At 36.7% G+C, this 19,637-nt stretch carries 16 protein-coding genes and 1 pseudogene; 16 read left to right on the forward strand and 1 reads right to left on the reverse strand.

Going from position 1 to position 19,637, the window contains the following annotated elements; translation table 11 throughout:
- Positions 1-2: 2 nt before the first annotated feature.
- Positions 3-644, reverse strand: coding sequence for a YigZ family protein (locus tag J4P91_RS11360; RefSeq protein WP_207994217.1), 642 nt, complete (start codon positions 642-644; stop codon positions 3-5).
- A gap of 240 nt (positions 645-884) precedes the next feature.
- Between J4P91_RS11360 and J4P91_RS11365 the strand changes: the two genes are divergently transcribed.
- The 16 genes and pseudogenes from J4P91_RS11365 (at position 885) to J4P91_RS11440 (ending at position 19,438) form a co-directional block, all read left to right on the forward strand.
- Positions 885-1,727 (forward strand): DegV family protein, encoded by an 843-nt coding sequence (locus J4P91_RS11365; RefSeq protein WP_207994218.1) that lies wholly within the window; start codon positions 885-887, stop codon positions 1,725-1,727.
- A 352-nt stretch (positions 1,728-2,079) separates the two neighbouring features.
- Positions 2,080-2,394 (forward strand): winged helix-turn-helix transcriptional regulator, encoded by a 315-nt coding sequence (locus tag J4P91_RS11370; RefSeq protein WP_016112543.1) that lies wholly within the window; start codon positions 2,080-2,082, stop codon positions 2,392-2,394.
- Between the two features lie 138 nt (positions 2,395-2,532).
- Positions 2,533-3,992 (forward strand): annotated as a pseudogene (locus J4P91_RS11375) (C40 family peptidase).
- Positions 3,993-4,118: 126 nt separating this feature from the next.
- Entirely contained in the window at positions 4,119-5,465 is a 1,347-nt protein-coding gene (locus tag J4P91_RS11380) for an ATP-dependent helicase ComFA (RefSeq protein ID WP_207994220.1), read from the forward strand.
- Entirely contained in the window at positions 5,465-6,169 is a 705-nt protein-coding gene (locus tag J4P91_RS11385; protein WP_207994221.1) for a ComFC family protein, read from the forward strand. Before J4P91_RS11380 ends, J4P91_RS11385 begins: the two co-directional genes overlap by 1 nt.
- A 127-nt stretch (positions 6,170-6,296) precedes the next feature.
- Positions 6,297-6,494 carry a cold shock protein CspC gene (gene cspC / locus J4P91_RS11390; RefSeq protein WP_017153422.1) on the forward strand — a complete coding sequence of 66 codons (198 nt, stop codon included), beginning with the start codon at positions 6,297-6,299 and terminating at the stop codon, positions 6,492-6,494.
- Positions 6,495-7,007: 513 nt separating this feature from the next.
- Positions 7,008-7,550: a ribosome hibernation-promoting factor, HPF/YfiA family gene (gene hpf / locus J4P91_RS11395; protein WP_017153421.1), complete on the forward strand. Its 543-nt coding sequence runs from the start codon at positions 7,008-7,010 to the stop codon at positions 7,548-7,550.
- Between the two features lie 450 nt (positions 7,551-8,000).
- Positions 8,001-10,511: a preprotein translocase subunit SecA gene (gene secA, locus J4P91_RS11400; protein WP_207994222.1), complete on the forward strand. Its 2,511-nt coding sequence runs from the start codon at positions 8,001-8,003 to the stop codon at positions 10,509-10,511.
- A 284-nt stretch (positions 10,512-10,795) separates the two neighbouring features.
- Positions 10,796-11,897 (forward strand): peptide chain release factor 2 gene (gene prfB, locus J4P91_RS11405; protein ID WP_207994223.1). Its coding sequence is split into 2 segments (ribosomal slippage): positions 10,796-10,867 and positions 10,869-11,897, totalling 1,101 coding nucleotides; the frame shifts between segments, so codons are not numbered across the junction.
- 452 nt (positions 11,898-12,349) lie between these two features.
- Entirely contained in the window at positions 12,350-12,673 is a 324-nt protein-coding gene (cccB, locus tag J4P91_RS11410; RefSeq protein ID WP_017153418.1) for a cytochrome c551, read from the forward strand.
- A 708-nt stretch (positions 12,674-13,381) separates the two neighbouring features.
- Entirely contained in the window at positions 13,382-14,068 is a 687-nt protein-coding gene (gene ftsE / locus J4P91_RS11415) for a cell division ATP-binding protein FtsE (RefSeq protein WP_207994224.1), read from the forward strand.
- Positions 14,058-14,951: a permease-like cell division protein FtsX gene (gene ftsX / locus J4P91_RS11420; RefSeq protein ID WP_207994225.1), complete on the forward strand. Its 894-nt coding sequence runs from the start codon at positions 14,058-14,060 to the stop codon at positions 14,949-14,951. The genes ftsE and ftsX overlap by 11 nt, the downstream gene beginning before the upstream one ends.
- Positions 14,952-15,069: 118 nt before the next feature.
- Complete coding sequence (locus tag J4P91_RS11425) at positions 15,070-16,506, forward strand: S41 family peptidase (protein WP_483862145.1); 1,437 nt, start codon at positions 15,070-15,072, stop codon at positions 16,504-16,506.
- A gap of 96 nt (positions 16,507-16,602) precedes the next feature.
- A complete protein-coding gene (locus J4P91_RS11430; protein WP_207994226.1) occupies positions 16,603-17,805 on the forward strand; it encodes a PDZ domain-containing protein in 1,203 nt (400 codons plus the stop codon).
- A 247-nt stretch (positions 17,806-18,052) separates the two neighbouring features.
- Complete coding sequence (locus tag J4P91_RS11435) at positions 18,053-19,030, forward strand: glycosyltransferase family 2 protein (protein ID WP_207994227.1); 978 nt, start codon at positions 18,053-18,055, stop codon at positions 19,028-19,030.
- Positions 19,031-19,033: 3 nt separating this feature from the next.
- Complete coding sequence (locus J4P91_RS11440) at positions 19,034-19,438, forward strand: GtrA family protein (protein WP_017153412.1); 405 nt, start codon at positions 19,034-19,036, stop codon at positions 19,436-19,438.
- Positions 19,439-19,637: the final 199 nt, after the last annotated feature.

The following is a 19,637-nucleotide window of genomic DNA, read 5'->3' on the forward strand; positions in this document are numbered from 1 at the left end:
TGTTATTGTTGCGAAATGTCTTGTTCTAAGTACAGCATATTGTCTTCTTGTATTGTACATTTCCCATTTGTTAATTCAATCATCCAGTCGGTAAAAATTTGTTTTTGATTTTCTTCTACATAAGTATCGAATGTCACATTTTCTAGGTAATGTATATCTTTAATCGCGTAGGCTGAGTGACGTAATTCATTTTCAACTTTACCAAGCAGCGTATAATCAACTTCTGTCTTTATAATGCGCATTAGTTTTCGTTCTACAATACCCACATGGTTAAGCCCTTCGCTTGTGCATTTTCCATATGCGCGAATTAAACCGCCAGCACCAAGTTTGATACCACCAAAATAACGTGTGACGACAACGACTGTATCTTTTAGACCGCGTTTTTTTAATACTTCTAAAATAGGAACACCAGCAGTTCCGCTCGGTTCACCGTCATCATTTGCCTTTTGAATCTGATCGCGTTCACCAATTAAATAGGCAGAGCAGTTATGCGTTGCATTCCAGTGTTGTTTTTTTATTTTTTGAATAAATTCCTGAGCTTCTTCTTCTGTTTTCGCTCGGCTCACGTAACAAATAAAACGTGACTTTTGAATGACAATTTCGTGCTCACCGTAGCCTTTGATTGTTAAATATTGTAATAGCAATGGTATACGCCCCTATCTTTCAAAATAACTAGTACTTTTTATTGTAAAAGGGCTAGTTTTCAGATTCAAACATTTTTTGTAGAAATATAAAAAATTATATTATAAATATAACGTTTTTGTTGTAAATTGCCCAAGTGTTGATTATAATCTTAAACCGGCATTTTTCATACATTAATGCACCTTTTCCTATTTTCGTGTAAAATTAGGAAATAAAAACTTTTTTATAAGGCAGGTACGAAAATGAGAACAGCTATTGTTACGGACAGTACAGCATATATACCGAAGCATATTCGTGAAGAACTCAATATACATATGATTCCATTAAATGTGATTTTTGGGACGAACTCTTATCAAGAAGAAGCAGAAATTACAGCGGATGATTTTTATGTGAAAGTACGTGAACATGAAGAACTTCCAAAGACTTCTCAACCAGCAATTGGAAAATTCGTGGAGCTATTTGAAGAATTATCAAAAGAGTACGATGCGGTTATTAGTATCCACCTTTCAAGTGGAATTAGTGGCACGTATCAAACGGCAACGACAGCAGGACAAATGGTCGAAGGGATCGACGTATATACGTATGATTCTGAAATTAGTTGTGAAGTACAAGGTTTTTATGTGCGTGAAGGTGCAAAAATGGTGAGCGAAGGAAAAGCGCCAGAAGAAATTTTAGCTAGATTTGATGAAATGAAACAAACAATAGATGCTTATTTTGTTGTGGATGACTTGCATCATTTGCAACGTGGTGGCCGTTTAAATAGCGCGCAAGCATTTATCGGTAGCTTATTACAAGTAAAGCCGGTTTTATATTTTAGAGATAAAGTTATTATTCCGTTTGAAAAAATTCGCACGCGCAAAAAGGCGCTAAAGCGTATCGTTGAAATTTTCGATGAACAAGCGAGTAAAGGTATGCCAATGGAAGCTGTTATTATTCATGCAAATCGTGAAGAAGAAGCGAAAGAGTGGCAGCAAGAGTTAGAGGAAAAGTATCCCCATGTTACAATCCGCATCAGTTATTTTGGTGCTGTAATTGGAACGCATTTAGGAGAGGGATCATTAGGACTAGGTTGGTATACAAAATAATAAAAGTGTAAAAGCTCTCTTTTTGTAGAGAGTTTTTTTACGGATATATGTATGCCTATTTGACAAGTTAATATTTAGGAGTGGTAAAATTTAACTTATATAAATACGGATTGAAAGACCGACATAAAACCATTCCTTTTAGGTGGGAGAGAGGATCCACTCGTGGATAGAAGCGGTTTTAGCCCTATGCTATGTGAAAACAGAAGGAGAAAATGAGTGGAAATTTCCTTCTGTTCTTCATAGCCACAATTTATATGTTGGGAAATCAAAATGGATTTATAAAAAAATAAGGAAAGTTTTATTGCTTACTTTTTATAAGAAACTATTTTATAATAAAGGAGAGGTGAAACATATGGAGCATAATTCTTGTTTATGTCCAAAGTTTGAGTCGGCTTTTACACTGCTTAGTAAAAAGTGGACGGGTTTAATTATTAAATCTTTGTTAGAAGAGCCAAAACGATTTAGAGAAATTGCGGATATTATCCCAAATATGAGTGATCGTATGTTGTCAGAGCGTTTAAAGGAATTAGAGAGTGAAGGTGTAGTTGTACGTAATGTTTATCCAGAAGTACCTGTTAGAATCGAATACGGATTAACAGACAAAGGAAAAGCATTAGAAAGTGTTATGAATGAAGTCCAAAACTGGGCTGAAAAATGGGTGAAATAATAGAGGATTCTATGAAAAGCGCAGGGAAGTTTCCTTGTGCTTTTTTTATAACAAGTGTATGACAATTGTACAAATAAATAGTGTGATTTTCTTAAGATTCTACAAGAAAATACAGGATTAGAAAAATAATGGCAGGAAATTACAAACGTAATATTACATTTATTTTACAAAAGCGTAACATCGATAAAATATCTCCCGAAATATGGTATAAATTTTAATAGATTAAATACGGAAAAAGAAAAAAAGAAAGCGGTGTAAAAAACAAAATGAAAAAGCTAAAAATGGCGTCTTGCGCATTGGCTGCAGGATTTATGATGTTTTCGGTAGTAACACCAAATGTATTTGCAGAAAAGATTGAGGACGTAAAAACAGAAATTAACGCACAAAATGACACTTTACATAAACAACAACAAGAACGTGATGAGCTTCAAAAACAAATGAATGACTTAAATAAAACGGTTGAAGGTTTAGATAAGTCTGTTCAAGAAAATGCAGCAAAGCTTGATGAAACAACAAAACAAGTTGAAGAAACACAGGCGTTAATCGAGAAGAAAAATCAAAACATCGCAGATTTACAAACAAAAATTGCAAAACGTGAAGATTTATTAAGAAAACGTTTAGTAGCGCTTCAAGAGCAACCAAATACAAACGTTGTAACAGAAGTTGTTGTAAACTCTAAAAACATTGCTGATTTAGTAGATCGTTTAACTTCTGTTTCTAAAATTCTTGAATCTGATGAAGATATCATGAAAACACAACAAGAAGATCAAGCAACTGTGAAAAAAGATGTTGAAACGGTAAAAGAAAAACAAAAAGAATTAAAAGAAGCACAGGCAAAAATCGAAACTGCAAAGCAAGAACTTGACGCTGAAAAAGCGAAAAAACAAGAAGCAGTAACTGATTTAAGCGGTAAAATGGATACAGTTGTAAACAGCATGACAAGCACAGAAGATCAATTAAAAGAGCTTGAGCTGCAAGCGTTACAATTACAACGTATAGCTGAACAAGAAGCACAAGAAAAAGCAGCGCAAGAAGCTGCTGCGAAGAAACAAGCAGAAGAAGCTCAAAAACAACAAGCTGAACAAGAAAAAGCAGCACCGGCACAAGAAGCTCCGCAACAAGCTGCTGAACCAGCAAAAACTGAAGAGCCTAAAAAAGAAGAAGTTAAGAAAGAAGAGCCTAAAAAAGAAGAACCTAAAAAAGAGGAACCTAAAAAAGAAGAAAAACCAGATGAGTCAGCACCAGCTTCAAATGCAGGTGGCGTAATCGGTAAGGCACAAAAATATCTTGGTATGCCATATGTTTGGGGAAGTGCATCTCCATCAAACGGCGGTTTTGACTGCAGTGGTTTCATTTCTTACATTTATGGTGTAGGTCGTCAAGATGTTGCTGGTTACTGGAACTCAGTTTCTAAAGTAAGTAGCCCACAACCTGGTGATTTAGTATTCTTCCAAAACACATATAAAGCAGGTCCATCTCATATCGGTATTTACGTTGGTAATGGACAAATGATTCACGCTGGTGACAAAGGTATTGCATACTCTAGCTTAAGTAGCAGTTATAACCAATCTCATTTCTTAGGTTACGGTAGATTATAAGATTTTTAACTCTATAAAACATGTGTATAAAGTCGATAGCTTACTATTTTAAAAGTAGGTTATCGGCTTTTTTGAGTTTTTACGAGATAGAGAGAAAGGCTTATAGTAAGTCTAGGGGGCTTTACTATGCTAGCAGGAAGGCAAATGCTACTAGAAGAACTTTCGTTATCAAAGGATGAACTGGAGTTTTTAGAAAAACGAGGAGATATTTCTTTAGTAAAAGGTGTAATCAAGAAATCTTCACGCTATGTATGCCAGCGCTGTGGAAATATAGAGCAACGGTTATTTGCTGCGTTCTCATGTAAACGATGCAACCAAATGTGTACGTATTGCCGAAAATGCATCAAGATGGGGAGAGTGGGAGAATGTACAGTCATTGTTCGGGGAATCGGTGCTGTAGAAAGGAAGTCATTTTCGCGTTCTCTACGGTGGAATGGGAAGTTATCGTCTGGACAGGAAATGGCAGCAAGTGGTGTAACGGAAGCGGTGCGACGAAAAGAATCATTTTTTGTATGGGCAGTATGCGGAGCTGGTAAGACAGAAATGCTTTTTAATGGTATTGAAGAGGCACTCGAAAAAGGAGAGCGGGTTTGTATTGCAACGCCGCGGACCGATGTAGTGTTAGAGTTAGCGCCTCGTTTACAAACTGTTTTTCCAGATGTACCGATTGCTGCGCTTTACGGTGGTAGTTTGGACCGTGAAAAGGAAGCGAGACTCATCGTGTCCACAACGCACCAGTTGCTTCGTTATTATAGAGCATTTGATGTCATGATTGTGGATGAAATTGATGCCTTTCCGTATGTAATGGACAAGATGCTGCATTATGCAGTAGAGCAGGCGAGTAAAGATAATGCAGCACAAATTTATTTAACTGCAACTCCGGCAGAAACATGGAAACGTAAGTTATGGAGTGGAAAACAAAAGGGTGTAATCATTTCAGGGCGTTATCATCGTCACCCTTTACCGGTCCCAAGGTTCCGGTGGTGCGGTAATTGGAAAAAGGCACTAGGGCGTAAAAAAATTCCCCATGTTGTTTTTGAATGGCTAAAGTATCATCTTCTCAAACAATCTCCTATTTTTCTATTTGTTCCCCATGTGCGCTATATTGATGAAGTAAGTGCATTGCTAAAAGAATTAGATAATCGAATTGAAGGTGTTCATGCGGAGGATCCTTTTCGAAAAGAAAAGGTGGCTGCTTTTCGAAAAGGAAAAATCCCACTATTGGTAACGACAACGATTTTGGAGCGCGGCGTGACGGTAGAAAATTTGCAAGTCGCTGTGTTAGGGGCGGAAGAGGTTATTTTTTCGGAAAGTGCACTTGTACAAATTGCTGGCAGGGCCGGCAGAAGTCATCGTAAACCAGAAGGTGATATTTTTTATTTCCATTATGGAAAAACAGAAGCAATGATACGCGCGAAAAAGCATATTCAATCTATGAATAAAAGAGCAAAGCAAGAAGGGTTGATAGATTAATGCATTGTTTACTTTGTGATGATTTTATTTCAGAGAGCGTTAGCTGGTATTCTTTTTTTATTCAGTCTGACAGGCGGTGTATATGTGAGAGATGTGAACAAAAACTTTCCTATATTATAGGAGAAATTTGTGAGGATTGCGGCAGGCCTTTTGCGTCTCTTGCAGAGGAGTATAGAGAAGGTAACTTTTGCAAAGATTGTGTAAGGTGGAAGGAAGAGATGAAGTTTCTACCTATAAAAAATCGATCTGTGTACGTCTATAACAATTGGATGAGGGAAGTGTTAGCTCGGTTTAAATTTCGAGGGGATGCTGAGCTTGTTCAAGTTTTTCGTGCGAACTTTATAGCTGTATTTCACAAGTATTTTTCAGATTGTCAAGCGGTTATTCCGATTCCACTTAGTAAGGAGCGAGAATATGAACGTGGTTTTAATCAAGCAGAATTGTTAGCATCTTGTTTACCATGCGGTGTTCTACAAACATCTTTCAGGAGAAAAGATACGGAAAAGCAAAGTAAAAAGAAACGTATAGAGAGGCTTTCAGTAGAGAATCCTTTTTACTTTCGAAAGGAAGAAACGTTTGCTGGGCAGCATATTTTGCTCGTTGATGATGTATATACGACAGGGATTACGGTTAGACAAGTTGCAGAGTGTTTGTATGATGCAGGTGCTCAAATCGTTTCTAGTCTTACTCTTTGCCGCGGGTAATATTATACATGTCGAAAGATACAATAAAAAGACGACAAGACTTCTTTGACTTGATATGTTGTCATTCGTTATAGTCAAATTATGGGGCAAATGCCCTTATTTTTAGAGTGAAGGGAATGGAACGAACATGCAAGGAAGAGTGAAATGGTTTAATGCAGAAAAAGGATTTGGGTTTATCGAGCGTGAAGATGGTGAGGATGTTTTTGTTCATTTTTCTGCAATTCAACAGGATGGATATAAGTCGTTAGAAGAGGGACAAAAAGTCGAATTTGACATTGTAGATGGTGCGCGTGGACCACAAGCAGCGAATGTTGTGAAATTATAATTGTGAATGAATAGTTTTGTGAGAAACATAGAGCTGCGGTTGTGGCAACGTTATATATAAATACAAATTGAACCGACATTAAACCTTTCTTTTTAGGTGGGAGAGAGCATCCGCCCATGCATAGAAGCAATCAGATCCTTTTACAGCTCCATGCGAAGTGAAAACAAAGAGAGAAAGTGAGAGTAAGTCGCCTTTGGTTCTTCATAGCAACGACTTGTATGTTGAAAAATCAAAATGGATTTATATAGTTTGAAACCCTTGTGCTTATACAGGGGTTTTTATTATTAAGAAAGAGTTGTCAAAAAGTTGTTTCTTTTCTGTAACGAATTGTCCATACTTATATTCGTTATTTACGATGCAAATAGGGTAAAATGTAAATAGAAACGATGCATCTTTTCTTTTCAGCAAAAAACGATAAAAAATTTCAATTTCGCTAACTTTTTTAAAAGTTAGCAGGAGTTTTTAAGCCGGTGTCGAAATTGTATACATAGGCTTGAAAGGAGGAATTCATCTATGAAATTCAACATTCGTGGTGAAAATATTGAAGTAACTCCAGCATTAAAGGAATATGTAGAGAAAAAACTTAGCAAATTAGAGCGTTATTTTGATACATTTCCAGAGATTAAAGTTAATTTAAAAGTATACTCTGACAAGCAACGTGTCGAGGTAACAATTCCATTTACAGATTTATTACTTCGTGCAGAAGAAACTCATAGCGATATGTACGCTGCAATTGACTTAGTAGTTGATAAAATTGAGCGACAAATTCGTAAACATAAAACAAAAGTAAATCGTAAATTACGTGAAAAGGGTTCTCCGAAAACTGCACTCATCCTTACAGAACCAGCGGCAACTCTGGAAGAAGTAAAAGAGGATGAACTAGAACTTGTACGTACAAAACGATTTGACTTAAAACCAATGGACGTTGAAGAAGCCATTTTACAAATGGATATGTTAGGACATAACTTCTTCGTCTTTACAAATGCTGATACAAATGAAACTAATGTTGTATATGGCCGTAAAGATGGAAAATATGGATTAATTGAAACAAAATAATAAGTAGAAAACGCAGCTGTAAAAGGCTGCGTTTTTTTATGTGTATGAAGTGTTTTACCCCGCTATTCGTGAGGGCTAATAATCAGTGGGGATAAAGAACTCCTCCTACTGATTAAAGTTTCATTTTATGTGTAGACCGATGAAATATGTGAAATTCCCTAATGTTTCACTCTGTTATTTTGGGAAAGAGGTACCTCTATCTTATAATTGAACAGAAAGTAAAACTCCTATTGATCAAAGTTTCAGCTAATTTAGACTATGCATTTGGTCGATTGTTGTCATAGCTATAAAACAAGTGTTACAATTATCATTAGGTTTATACTTTTTTGTTTTTTAATTAGGAGAAAAAATAGCAGAAAATAAATTAGCGTTTTATAACGACTGATTAGTGAGCTGTAATATAGAGCACGATCGGAAGTTTTATTTTAATAAAAGAGGAGCGTATTTCCTATGATCGGTATTTTAAAAAAGGTGTTTGATGTAAACCAGCGCCAAATTAAACGTATGCAGAAAATTGTGGATCAAATAGAAGCGTTAGAATCGTCGATTCAACCGTTAACTGACGAGCAATTAAAAGGGAAAACAATTGAATTTAAAGAGCGTCTTACAAAAGGCGAGACAGTAGACGATCTATTACCAGAGGCTTTTGCGGTTGTTCGTGAAGCAGCGACACGCGTTCTTGGTATGCGCCCTTATCCTGTGCAATTAATGGGTGGTATTGCCTTACATGAAGGGAATATCTCGGAGATGAAAACAGGGGAAGGTAAAACATTAACTTCTACTTTACCGGTTTATTTGAATGCTTTAACAGGTAAAGGTGTTCATGTTGTTACAGTCAATGAATACTTAGCACAGCGTGACGCGGGTGAAATGGGACAACTACATGAGTTCCTTGGCTTAACAGTAGGAATTAACTTAAATAGTATGTCACGTGAGGAAAAGCAAGCTGCTTACGCTGCTGATATTACATATAGTACAAACAACGAGCTTGGTTTTGACTATTTGCGCGATAACATGGTGCTATATAAGGAGCAACGCGTTCAGCGTCCGCTTCATTTTGCGATTATTGATGAAGTCGATTCCATCTTAGTCGATGAAGCGCGTACGCCGCTTATCATTTCTGGACAAGCACAAAAATCAACAGAGTTATATATGTTTGCAAATGCATTTGTTCGTACGTTAGAAAATGAGAAGGATTATTCATTTGACGTGAAAACGAAAAATGTCATGTTAACAGAAGACGGGATTACGAAGGCAGAGAAAGCTTTCCATATTGAAAACTTATTCGATTTAAAACATGTTGCACTTCTTCACCATATTAATCAGGCACTTCGTGCACACGTTGTTATGCACCGTGATACAGATTATGTTGTGCAAGAAGGCGAAATCGTAATTGTAGACCAATTCACTGGCCGCCTTATGAAAGGTCGCCGTTATAGCGAGGGCTTACACCAAGCGATTGAAGCAAAAGAAGGCGTAGAAATTCAAAATGAAAGTATGACGCTAGCGACAATTACGTTCCAAAACTACTTCCGTATGTACGAAAAATTATCAGGTATGACTGGTACTGCGAAAACGGAAGAAGAGGAATTCCGTAACATTTATAATATGAATGTTATTGTAATCCCGACAAACAGACCGATTGTTCGTGATGACCGTGCGGATTTAATTTTTAAAACGATGGAAGGTAAGTTCAATGCAGTTGTTGAGGATATTGTAAAACGCCATAAAAAAGGGCAACCAGTTCTTGTTGGTACAGTTGCAATTGAAACATCTGAACTTATTTCAAACATGTTAACACGTAAAGGTGTACGTCATAACGTCCTGAATGCGAAAAACCATGCACGTGAAGCAGATATTATTACAGAAGCAGGATTTAAAGGTTCTGTAACGATTGCGACAAACATGGCTGGTCGTGGTACAGACATTAAACTAGGCGAAGGAGTAAAAGAAGCTGGTGGCCTAGCAGTTATTGGTACAGAACGTCATGAAAGCCGTCGTATTGATAATCAGTTACGCGGTCGTTCTGGTCGTCAAGGAGACCCTGGTGTAACGCAGTTTTACTTATCAATGGAAGATGAACTAATGCGCCGCTTTGGTTCTGATAATATGAAAGCAATGATGGATCGCCTTGGTATGGATGATTCACAACCAATCGAAAGTAAAATGGTTTCTCGTGCTGTAGAATCTGCACAAAAACGCGTAGAAGGAAATAACTACGATGCACGTAAACAACTTCTGCAATATGACGATGTACTTCGTCAACAACGTGAAGTAATTTATAAACAGCGTCAAGAGGTAATGGAATCTGAAAACTTACGTGGCATTATCGAAGGTATGATGAAATCTACTGTAGAACGTGCTGTTGCCCTTCATACACAAGAGGAAATTGAAGAAGATTGGAACATTAAAGGTCTAATGGACTACTTAAATACAAACCTTCTTGAAGAAGGAGATGTAAAAGAAGAGGAATTACGTCGTCTTGCGCCAGAGGAAATGAGCGAACCAATCATTGCGAAGTTAATGGAGCGCTATGATGAGAGAGAAAAACTTCTACCTGAAGAACAAATGCGTGAATTTGAAAAGGTTGTTGTATTCCGCGTTGTAGATACGAAATGGATGGATCATATCGATGCGATGGATCATCTTCGCGAAGGTATTCATTTACGTGCTTACGGTCAAATTGACCCACTTCGTGAATACCAAATGGAAGGATTCGCAATGTTTGAATCAATGATTGCTGCCATTGAAGAAGAAATTTCTCGTTACATTATGAAGGCAGAAATCGAACAAAACTTAGAGCGCCAAGAAGTAGCTCAAGGTGAAGCGGTTCATCCAAAAGATGACGGTGAAGAAGCGAAAAAGAAACCAGTCGTAAAAGGTGACCAAATCGGACGTAACGACCTATGCAAATGTGGCAGTGGTAAAAAATATAAAAACTGCTGTGGTATTGGGAAATAAAGAAAAGCGGAAACAGCTCGTTTAGAATGTGAGGGGGATGGAGCTCCTGACAGAGAGGTGTTTTTTGCCTCGGAGGGCGCGAAGCCACCGATCATTCTAGCTGCTGGAGCTGGACAAAAAAGAAAAGTGGAGCCGACTGTTCAACCAGTAAAGTTTCACTTCCAAAATGGAAAATTTTCAGGAATATTCATATAATAAGAAGGAACAAACTCTCTCTGTAACAAGCGGAGGGAGTTTCCCTTGTTTTATATAAAATCGAAAGCAATTACATAGAGGTGAAGAGCATGGAATTAGTGGAAATTAGGCAAGAATTAGAGAAAATGGCTAAGAGATTAGCGGCTTTTAGGGGGTCTCTTTGACCTCCCTGCAAAGGAAAAACGCATTGCAGAGTTAGAAGAAACAATGATGGGTGCAGGTTTTTGGGATGACCAACAAGGTGCGCAAACAGTAATTAACGAAGCGAATGCGTTAAAGGAAATGGTTGGGAAGTTTCGTCAGTTAGATGAAACATTTGAAAATTTAGAAGTGACACATGAACTTTTAAAAGAAGAATATGATGAGGATTTACATGAGGAATTAGAATCTGAAGTAAAATCTTTAATTAAAGAAATGAATGAGTATGAGCTTCAGCTATTACTAAGCGATCCTTATGATAAAAATAATGCGATTTTAGAACTGCATCCAGGTGCTGGTGGAACGGAATCACAAGACTGGGGTTCTATGCTATTACGTATGTATACACGCTGGGCTGAAAAGCGCGGGTTTAAAGTAGATACAGTCGATTATTTACCAGGCGATGAAGCTGGAATCAAAAGTGTAACATTATTAATTAAAGGTCATAACGCTTACGGTTACTTGAAAGCAGAGAAAGGTGTACATCGTCTTGTACGTATTTCACCGTTCGATTCTTCAGGTCGTCGTCACACATCGTTCGTATCTTGTGAAGTTGTACCTGAATTTAATGATGATGTCGAGATTGAAGTACGTACGGAAGATTTAAAAATAGATACGTACCGTGCAAGTGGTGCAGGTGGACAGCACGTTAATACGACGGATTCAGCAGTTCGTATTACACATACTCCAACAAATACGGTTGTAACATGTCAATCAGAGCGTTCACAAATTAAAAACCGTGAACATGCGATGAAAATGTTAAAGGCGAAATTATATCAAAAGAAATTAGAAGAACAGCAAGCAGAGTTAGATGAAATCCGTGGTGAACAAAAAGAAATTGGCTGGGGTAGTCAAATTCGTTCTTACGTATTCCATCCATACTCTCTAGTGAAAGACCATCGTACAAATACGGAAGTTGGTAATGTACAAGCGGTTATGGATGGAGAAATTGATCCATTTATTGATGCGTATTTACGCTCTCGTATTTCTTAAGAAAAAAAGCCAACGGACTGTTGGCCTATCGGTGAGGAAATAGAGGGTATAAAGAGGTATACCTTGTCTGTATTGAGAAGAGAAGGAGGAAGAGAAGTTGGGTGACAACTTCTCTTTTTGATGAGCTTGGTTTTATGATACAAGGTCGTATATTGTTTTGTAAAAAGAAGAAAATATAAGAAGTAAGCTATAAATGATAAGGAAACCCGATAGGCTTTTTTCTTTTTTGTTTTGTAAAAAAAGTATCTTTATAGTAATTTACATTTGTTCACAGAATTGAAACAATTGATGAAAGCTTTATATGAGTAGGGTTCCCATCTCTTTTGTAAAAAATATCCTATGAAGGTTGGTTTTTCTATAAGGGGATAATTATTATAATGGCAAGTGAGAGCTGTGTGAAAGTATAGCTATATCGATAATAAGAAGGATATCAACAATGGGGAGCGATATAAGTGAAAAAGAAATTGTTGGCTATTGCATTAGGAACATCATTAGCTCTTACTGTAGGAGCATGCGGAAAGAAAGAAGAAAGCAAGTCTTCTGATCAATCTGCAAGTACAGATAGTGCAGAGCAAATTTTCAAAAAAAGTTGTGCAGGTTGTCATGCTAACGATTTATCTGGTGCAACTGGACCTGATTTACGAAAAGTAGGCGGTAAATACGACGCGGCGGATATTGAAGATATTATCAAAAAAGGTCGCGGTACAATGGCACCAGGACTTATCCAAGGTGAGGATGCCAAAAAAGTATCAGAATGGTTAGCAGAACATAAGTAAGAAAAGCGGAAGCGGCTCATTCAGAATGTGAGGGGGATGGAGCTTCAGACGAAGAGGCGTAGTTTGCCTCGTAGGAAGAAGCGAAGCCACCGAGCATTCTAGCCGCTGGAGCTAGACAAAAGAAAAGCGGAAGCGGCTCATTCAGAATGTGAGGGGGATGGAGCTTCAGACGAAGAGGCGTAGTTTGCTTCGCAGGAAGAAGCGAAGCCGATTGTTTAGCCTCGTTGACTAAGGTTCTTTCGCACAGAAAGTGATTTGTACTTTCTTGTGCGAAAGGGTTTTTTGATTCATTTTATGAAAAGCTAGATTATAAGATGATTTATATTTTAATAGAAAATATCTATAAAGTATTATAGATTAGTATATAGTAGTTAGAGATTATAGAGATGAACCTTTCATTGATGAAAGAGAGTTCTAGATAGCTGCTTTTTCGTGTTTCTTTTTATGCTGTAACATAACTGTAACAAAATTGTATCCGAATTGGAAACCGAATGATGTTACAATGTAGTTTGTAGAATTTTGCTGAAACATGTACATAAGCAGCAGTGATAGGCTGGAAATGTTCTCACTGTTCTTTGAAACAACAGAAATACATCTATAGATTTGTAGTACAACAGAGTGTAAGTAAGAGTGAAAGCTTTTGCTTTCATGTTCAGATAGACAGAGAAAGTATGTCGAAAAAAATCATTAAGTATTGGGTGATAAATAATGATAAAAATGACGAATGTTTATAAGGAGTACCCAAATGGTATGAAAGCCATCGATGGGCTCACAGTTAACATTAAGCAGGGTGAATTTGTATACGTAGTTGGACCGAGTGGAGCCGGAAAATCTACATTTATTAAGATGATGTATCGTGAAGAAAAGCCAACAACAGGATCTATCAATGTGAATGGACTTATAATTGAAACGTTAGCAGAGCGAGATGTACCATATTTTCGTCGTCAGTTAGGCGTAATTTTCCAAGACTTTAAATTGCTACCTAAATTAACGGTATATGAGAATGTAGCGTTTGCTTTAGAAGTAATTGAAGAAGAACCTGATGCAATTCGTGAGCGTGTTACTGAAGTATTAGGTCTTGTAGGTCTTGAAGATCGTGCAGATGCACTTCCAACTGAACTTTCTGGTGGGGAGCAACAGCGTGTAGCGATTGCAAGGGCGATTGTAAACAAGCCAAAAGTTGTAATTGCCGATGAGCCGACAGGGAACTTAGATATTGAGACAGCGCTTGATATTATGAGTATTTTTAAACGCATTAATGAACGTGGTACAACGATTGTTATGGCAACACATAATGCAGATATCGTAAATACAATTCGTCATCGTGTAATTGCGATTGAAGGCGGAAAAATTGTTCGAGATGAGATTGAGGGAGGATACGGATATGAAGACTAAAACCCTTAGTCGACATTTACGAGAAGGTGTAAAAAATCTATCCCGTAACGGATGGATGACGTTTGCTTCTGTAAGTGCAGTAACAGTTACATTATTACTTGTAGGTGTCTTTTTAACAGCGATTATGAATATGAACCACTTCGCAACGAAAGTGGAGCAAGATGTAGAAATTCGTGTACACATTGATCCAGCAGCGAAAGAAGAGGATCAAAAGAAATTGGAAGAAGATCTTAGCAAAATTGCAAAAGTAGAGTCTGTTAAATATTCTTCTAAAGAAGAAGAGTTAAAACGTTTGATTAAAAGTTTAGGTGACAGCGGAAAAACGTTTGAGTTATTTGAGCAAGATAACCCACTTAAAAACGTATTTATTGTAAAAGCGAAAGAACCAACAGATACAGCGACAATTGCGAAAAAAGTTGAAAAAATGCAGTTTGTAAGTACAGTTCAATATGGTAAAGGCCAAGTTGAAAAATTATTTGATACAGTTAAAACAGGTCGTAATATTGGGATTGTGTTAATTGCTGGTCTTTTATTCACAGCAATGTTCTTAATCTCTAATACAATCAAAATTACAATTTATGCGCGAAGCACAGAGATTGAAATTATGAAACTTGTTGGAGCGACAAACTGGTTTATTCGTTGGCCGTTCTTATTAGAAGGTTTATTCTTGGGTGTACTCGGTTCGATTCTCCCAATTATCGTGATTTTATCTATTTATAATTCACTTCAAGATATGTTTAATCAGAAGCTTGGTGGAACGATTTTCGAGCTTCTTCCATATAGCCCGTTTGTATTCCAATTGTCCGGTTTATTAGTATTAATCGGTGCATTAATCGGTATGTGGGGAAGTGTAATGTCAATTCGTCGCTTCTTAAAAGTATAAAAAGTTGCAAACATAATTCGTACAAGCTTATCATATAGTAGAAATAGGTAAAGGCATCGCACAATGTGTGATGCCTTTTGTTACACCACCTGTGTGTTTTGGAAAGGGGAATTCCGCATTGAAACGTAGAGTTGCGATTATTGGAATGGTTGTTGCATTTTTAATTGGTGCTGGCGGAATGTTTGCAGGTATGTATATGTTTGGAATCAATCCATCGTATATGGCGCAAACAATTTCAAATGATAGTACCGGCACGAAGCAAGGGGATTTAGCTAAAATTAATGAAGCGTATGCATTGATTGATTCGCGTTATGTGGAAGACGTGAAGGACGGCAAGCTTGTTGAGGGTGCGATACAAGGAATGTTGTCTACGCTGAAGGACCCTTATTCCACGTATATGGATAAAGAAACGGCGAAGCAATTTGAACAATCGCTTGATCCGGAGCTCGAAGGTATTGGTGCTGAGGTGAACAAAACGGATGGAAAACTGATCATTGTCTCTCCAATTAAAGGATCACCAGCAGAAAAAGTAGGCATTAAGCCAAATGATCAAATTTTATCAGTAGATGGAAACAGTGTAAAAGATTTATCGCGTGAAGAAGCAGTTTTAAAGATTCGTGGTAAGAAAGGAACGACCGTTGCAATTGAAATAAAACGACCTGGTGTAACGGATCCAATCGAATTTAAAATTAAACGTGAAAAGATTCCGATTTTCACTGTATTTAGTTCTGTAAAGGAAGAGAAAGGGAAAAATATTGGTTATATACAAATTACATCTTTCTCTGAAAATACAGCGAAAGAATTTAAAGATCAATTAAAAGAACTTGAAAAGAAAGATATAACAGGCCTTGTCATTGATGTACGTGGTAATCCAGGAGGTTACTTAAATAGCGTACAAGATATTTTAGAATTAATCATGACAGACAAAAAGCCAATGATGCAAGTTGAACAACGAAATGGTGAGAAAAAGAAATTCTCAACTACATTAAAAGAGAGAAAACCATATCCGATTTCCGTATTAATTGATAAAGGAAGTGCCTCGGCCTCAGAAATTTTAGCAGGTGCATTAAAAGAAGGAGAAGGATATGATTTAGTTGGTGAAAAAACATTTGGAAAAGGCACTGTGCAGCAAGCCGTTCCGTTTAAAGATGGCAGCAATATTAAACTGACAATGTTTAAATGGCTTACACCGGATGGCAATTGGATTCATAAGAAAGGAATTGCTCCAACAGTGGAAGTGAAGCAACCAGATTACTATCATGCAACGCCAATTCAAATTGAGAAAACACTTTCTTATAATGCAAATGATGTACAAGTGAAGCATGCACAAGAAATGCTGAAAAGTTTGGGATATGTACCTGGACGTGAAGATGGATACTTCAGTAAGGAAACTGAATCAGCGCTAAAAGCATTTCAAAATGCAAATGAAATGGAAGTAACAGGTCAGCTTGATAAAAAGACAGCTGAAGCGATTCAAAATAAAATTATTGAAAAGATTCGCTCTGGTGAAAATGATCTACAATTACAGGCTGCATTAAAATTAATGGCGAAATAATAAGAAATACAGGCAGTAACATGCCTGTATTTTTTTTGTACGTGTTAAACAAACGTTTGTTTAGTTGTGATAAGATAAAAAGAAATGATTATATAAATGGTGGTGAATCGGTTCGTGGAGGCGTGGTCTTTTGAGATAATGCGAGCAGTTGGGCGTTTTTTCTTACACCCTGCTGTCTATGTATTTTTGATAAGTAGCATTTTTGTTGGATACTTACGTATATTACGAGAACGAAAAGATTTTTCTTTTAAAGTATATGATGTTTTGTTTGAATTACGAACATCCCTATTTGCAGGAGTTGGATATGGATTCATTGTATCTATCATAACAGTTGGAGTCGGACTAGTTCTGTCGCAAGCGAGTATATGGATGATTTTAATCTGGACACTAGTATTTGGACTAGCTGCTGGGTATAGATATTTATCTGCCGCTTACACATTTGGGATAGCGATTGTAGCAGCTTTATTATCTTCTAAACTTCCAATCTCTTTCTTACAGTTTGGAGAAGGAGAAGAAAGTACAATTGCATCACTTGCAGTTTTACTTGGCTTAATGTTAGTAGTAGAAGGATTATTAATTTCGAAAAATGCAGTGCGATATTCAACGCCAAAAATGCGCAAAGGGAAGCGCGGTTTGAATATTGGATTGCATGAATCAAAGCGTTTATGGCTCGTTCCGATTTTTATTCTTGTGCCGGGAGATGCTGTTACACAATTTGTTTCGTGGTGGCCAGTCGTTTCTGTTGGTTCACAAACGTACTCCTTATTCCTTGTTCCGTTTTTACTTGGTTTTATGCGAACAATTAGAAGTGAGGAGCCGACGACAGCATTATTATTTACAGGAAGACGCATATTTGGATTAGCGGCTCTTGTTCTTATTTTAGGTGTAGTCAGTTATTGGTGGTCTGTTTTAGCAATTATTGCGATGGGAGTTGCAATGCTTGGTCGTTTTACTATTGCGATCAGAGAACGGATAGCTGATGAAACGCGTCCGGCGTACTTTGCAGCGCGCGATGATGGAATGGTTGTGTTAGGTACAATTCCGAATACAGTCGGTGCAGAAATGAATTTGAAGCCTGGAGAGGTAATTACGAAAGTAAATGGTGTGATTCCGAGGAGTACAGAAGAGTTTTATAAAGCATTGCAGTCTAAGACGACAGGGGCATTTTGCAAATTAGAAGTACTGGATACAAAAGGTGAGCTTCGTCTCGTTCAGAATGCACTGTACGCAGGGGGACATCATGAATTAGGAATTGTGTTTGTTCAGCAGGAACATCATTGGGATACGGAAGCGATTTAAATAGATATTAGAAAAGCATCCCCTATTTTTATCTGTTGTTACGCAGATAAAAGAAAGGGGGTGTTTTTTTTTGGAATGTAGGTATAGAAGAAAATAAATGCCTTATTGAATACTGAATAATAAATGTAATCGAAATATAACAAGAATGAAAAAGGATAACAATGATAGACCAGAATTTGTTATAATGTATAGGTTGTGGAAAGTAATGATGGTTTAATAAGTAAGGTTTTTAGAAAGGAGAAAAGGTATGAAAAAGATAACAATTCTCGTTCCTGCTTATAATGAACAAGAAGTGCTTGACCAGCTTTATAATAGATTAAATAAAGTGATGAACTCAATTCCAAATTATGAATTTGAGATTTTATTTGTCAATGACGGAAGTCGTGACAATACAGTACAGATTATTAAATCTTTACGCGCATTTGATGAGCGTATTTCTTATGTAGATTTATCTAGAAACTTCGGTAAGGAAACTGCTATGATTGCAGGTTTAGATTATGCACAAGGTGATGCGGTTATTATTCTTGATGCAGATTTGCAAGACCCTCCTGAATTAATCCCAGAAATGATTAAATATTGGGAAGAGGGTTATGACGATGTTTTTGCAAGACGTCGTAGTCGATCAGGAGAAACATGGTTTAAAAAGTGGACTGCCAATACATTTTATAAAATCCTACAAAAAACAACTAAAATTCAAATTCAAAAAAATACCGGAGATTTTAGGTTGTTAGATAGAAGATGCGTTGAAGCTTTAAAACAATTACGTGAGACACAAAGATATACAAAAGGAATGTTTAGCTGGATTGGGTATCAGAAAAAAGAGATTTTGTTTGATCGAGACCCAAGAGCGGCTGGAGAAACAAAGTGGAATTATTTAAAGTTATTTGATTTAGCAATAGAAGGAATTACTTCATTTACAACAGCACCTTTAAGAATATCTGCATTTTTTGGTTGTGTGATTTCGGTGTTTGCATTCATTTATATGATTTGGATCATTACGAAAACATTAGTATTTGGTGAATCTGTTCAAGGGTATCCATCACTTATGACAGCTATCCTGTTTTTAGGTGGTATTCAGTTAATTTCATTAGGAATCATTGGAGAATATTTAGGAAGAATTTTCAATGAGACGAAAAAGCGTCCTTTATACTTTGTGAATGAATATAATAATGAAAAAGTACAGAATGAAGTAGAGCGAGTAGTATTCCAAAAAAGAGGAGTATAAGTTATGAAGAAAAAAGAACTGATTAACTATCTTGTTTTTGGTGTTCTTACTACACTTGTTAATATTGGATGTTATGCTTTTCTTACAAAGGCTTTTCAAATGGATTATAAAATGGCAACAACAATTGCTTGGATTGTTTCTGTCATCTTTGCTTTTATCACGAATAAATTATATGTTTTTAATAGCAAACAAAAAGGTGCAATTTCTATAATAAAAGAATTTACATCTTTTACATTCTTCCGTGGACTTTCATATGTGATTGATATTGTGAGTATGATTGTTTTAATTGAATGGTTAGGTTGGAATGATTTAATCGCTAAAATTATTGCAAATGGTATTGTCATTGTGATGAATTATTTTGCAAGTAAATATATTGTATTTCAAACAAGTAATTCTAAACAAGCATAGTGTAAATAACAAAAAGCGTACAGCACTCGTATAGAGTCTGTGCGTTTTTTGTTATTTTATTTAGCTATTCGTAGGTAAGAGTACTTCACTGATCGAATAACTAGCTGTTTGCTTAAAGAGCAGTATCGTGGACAGATAACGTGAACGTTGTTATGATGTAATTGATAATATTTATCAATTGTTAGGACTTTGTTATTAT

Origin of the sequence: Bacillus sp. XF8, assembly GCF_017498755.1 — a bacterium.
GTDB lineage: Bacteria > Bacillota > Bacilli > Bacillales > Bacillaceae_G > Bacillus_A > Bacillus_A bingmayongensis.

What these genes read in the sequence shown, in the direction of transcription:
- ftsE (WP_207994224.1), top strand. Translation starts at nt 13,382, where the DNA reads ATGATAAAAATGACGAATGTTTATAAGGAGTACCCAAATGGTATGAAA.
- J4P91_RS11385 (WP_207994221.1), top strand. Translation starts at nt 5,465, where the DNA reads ATGCATTGTTTACTTTGTGATGATTTTATTTCAGAGAGCGTTAGCTGG.
- J4P91_RS11440 (WP_017153412.1), top strand. Translation starts at nt 19,034, where the DNA reads ATGAAGAAAAAAGAACTGATTAACTATCTTGTTTTTGGTGTTCTTACT.
- J4P91_RS11370 (WP_016112543.1), top strand. Translation starts at nt 2,080, where the DNA reads ATGGAGCATAATTCTTGTTTATGTCCAAAGTTTGAGTCGGCTTTTACA.
- ftsX (WP_207994225.1), top strand. Translation starts at nt 14,058, where the DNA reads ATGAAGACTAAAACCCTTAGTCGACATTTACGAGAAGGTGTAAAAAAT.
- J4P91_RS11430 (WP_207994226.1), top strand. Translation starts at nt 16,603, where the DNA reads ATGGTGGTGAATCGGTTCGTGGAGGCGTGGTCTTTTGAGATAATGCGA.
- cspC (WP_017153422.1), top strand. Translation starts at nt 6,297, where the DNA reads ATGCAAGGAAGAGTGAAATGGTTTAATGCAGAAAAAGGATTTGGGTTT.
- J4P91_RS11380 (WP_207994220.1), top strand. Translation starts at nt 4,119, where the DNA reads ATGCTAGCAGGAAGGCAAATGCTACTAGAAGAACTTTCGTTATCAAAG.
- secA (WP_207994222.1), top strand. Translation starts at nt 8,001, where the DNA reads ATGATCGGTATTTTAAAAAAGGTGTTTGATGTAAACCAGCGCCAAATT.
- J4P91_RS11435 (WP_207994227.1), top strand. Translation starts at nt 18,053, where the DNA reads ATGAAAAAGATAACAATTCTCGTTCCTGCTTATAATGAACAAGAAGTG.
- J4P91_RS11365 (WP_207994218.1), top strand. Translation starts at nt 885, where the DNA reads ATGAGAACAGCTATTGTTACGGACAGTACAGCATATATACCGAAGCAT.
- hpf (WP_017153421.1), top strand. Translation starts at nt 7,008, where the DNA reads ATGAAATTCAACATTCGTGGTGAAAATATTGAAGTAACTCCAGCATTA.